The 880-nt window shown below is 61.6% G+C and carries 1 protein-coding gene; it reads left to right on the top strand.

Going from position 1 to position 880, the window contains the following annotated elements; all coding sequences use genetic code 11:
• Window positions 1-98 precede the first annotated feature (98 nt).
• Window positions 99-880, top strand: a 782-nt coding sequence (locus tag HU720_RS23940) for a hypothetical protein (RefSeq protein WP_186523625.1), incomplete at its 3' end; no start/stop codon positions are given.

The following is an 880-nucleotide window of genomic DNA, read 5'->3' as shown; positions in this document are numbered from 1 at the left end:
TGTGATGGGTTCATTCGTGGGACCCTGGCCCCGTCGGTAAAACTGCCGCGCTGTACTTGACCAGGTTCCTGTTGCTCCCGTGCACAAGGACCTCTCGTATGGCCACTCCTACCAAACAAGCCGCCGTCAGCACTGCAATCAGCGGCGAAGCCGTCGTTCCCTTCATTCTCACCACCCGTCCCGATGGCTATCTGCCGGACATGACCGGCTTTGATTACCAAAGCCTGGGTACCCTTGAAGGCGGCTGGCACAGCCTGTGCCCGATTCGGGCCGGCCGCGACCTGGCCCTTGGCGAGGTCATCCACGCGTTCAAGGTTCGCCCGGCTGATGGCGAAATGCTCACGTTCGAATACACCGCCGTCAAGGGCGCACTGACCGCAGACCTCTGGCCGGCGGCCTTTGCCACGTTCTTGCAGCAGAACGCTCAGGCTCAAGGGTTGAGCGCGGGTGGCTGGACAGCGGACGGGCAACTGGCCGCCAGTGGTTGCGCGGACCTTCGCCTGTGGTGCCGTAATGGCTCCCGTGCGTTCAGCACAGCGCCATTTACTGGCAACCTCGTCCAAGCCTTGGCGTGCAACGACCAGTACACCGCCATTGAAGGGCAAACGCTCTGCTTGCAAGTCCGAGACCTGAAAACCCAGCACCTGTACGAGAACCACTTTTTTACCGCACCGGCGAAAGATTGGGCGCTTGCCTTGTGCAAGCAGATCAACCTCGACAGCAAACTGTTGCGGGCCGGGGAATTGGACGAAAAGACTTGCCAGGTAGCACCTGCCGCGCAGGGCAATGCGTTCTGGGTGGCGCAAGGTTCCGAGCTGTGCGTGACCCTCAACGAAGCCCAATGGTGGACGGGCCAGGACGTGGATGGGGGGCTGGCACT

It is taken from the genome of Pseudomonas sp. SWRI51, from assembly GCF_014268825.1.
Taxonomy (GTDB): Bacteria; Pseudomonadota; Gammaproteobacteria; order Pseudomonadales; family Pseudomonadaceae; genus Aquipseudomonas; species Aquipseudomonas farsensis.
Note: the sequence above shows the minus strand (reverse complement) of the source record. Positions and strands in the feature narration are given on the sequence as shown.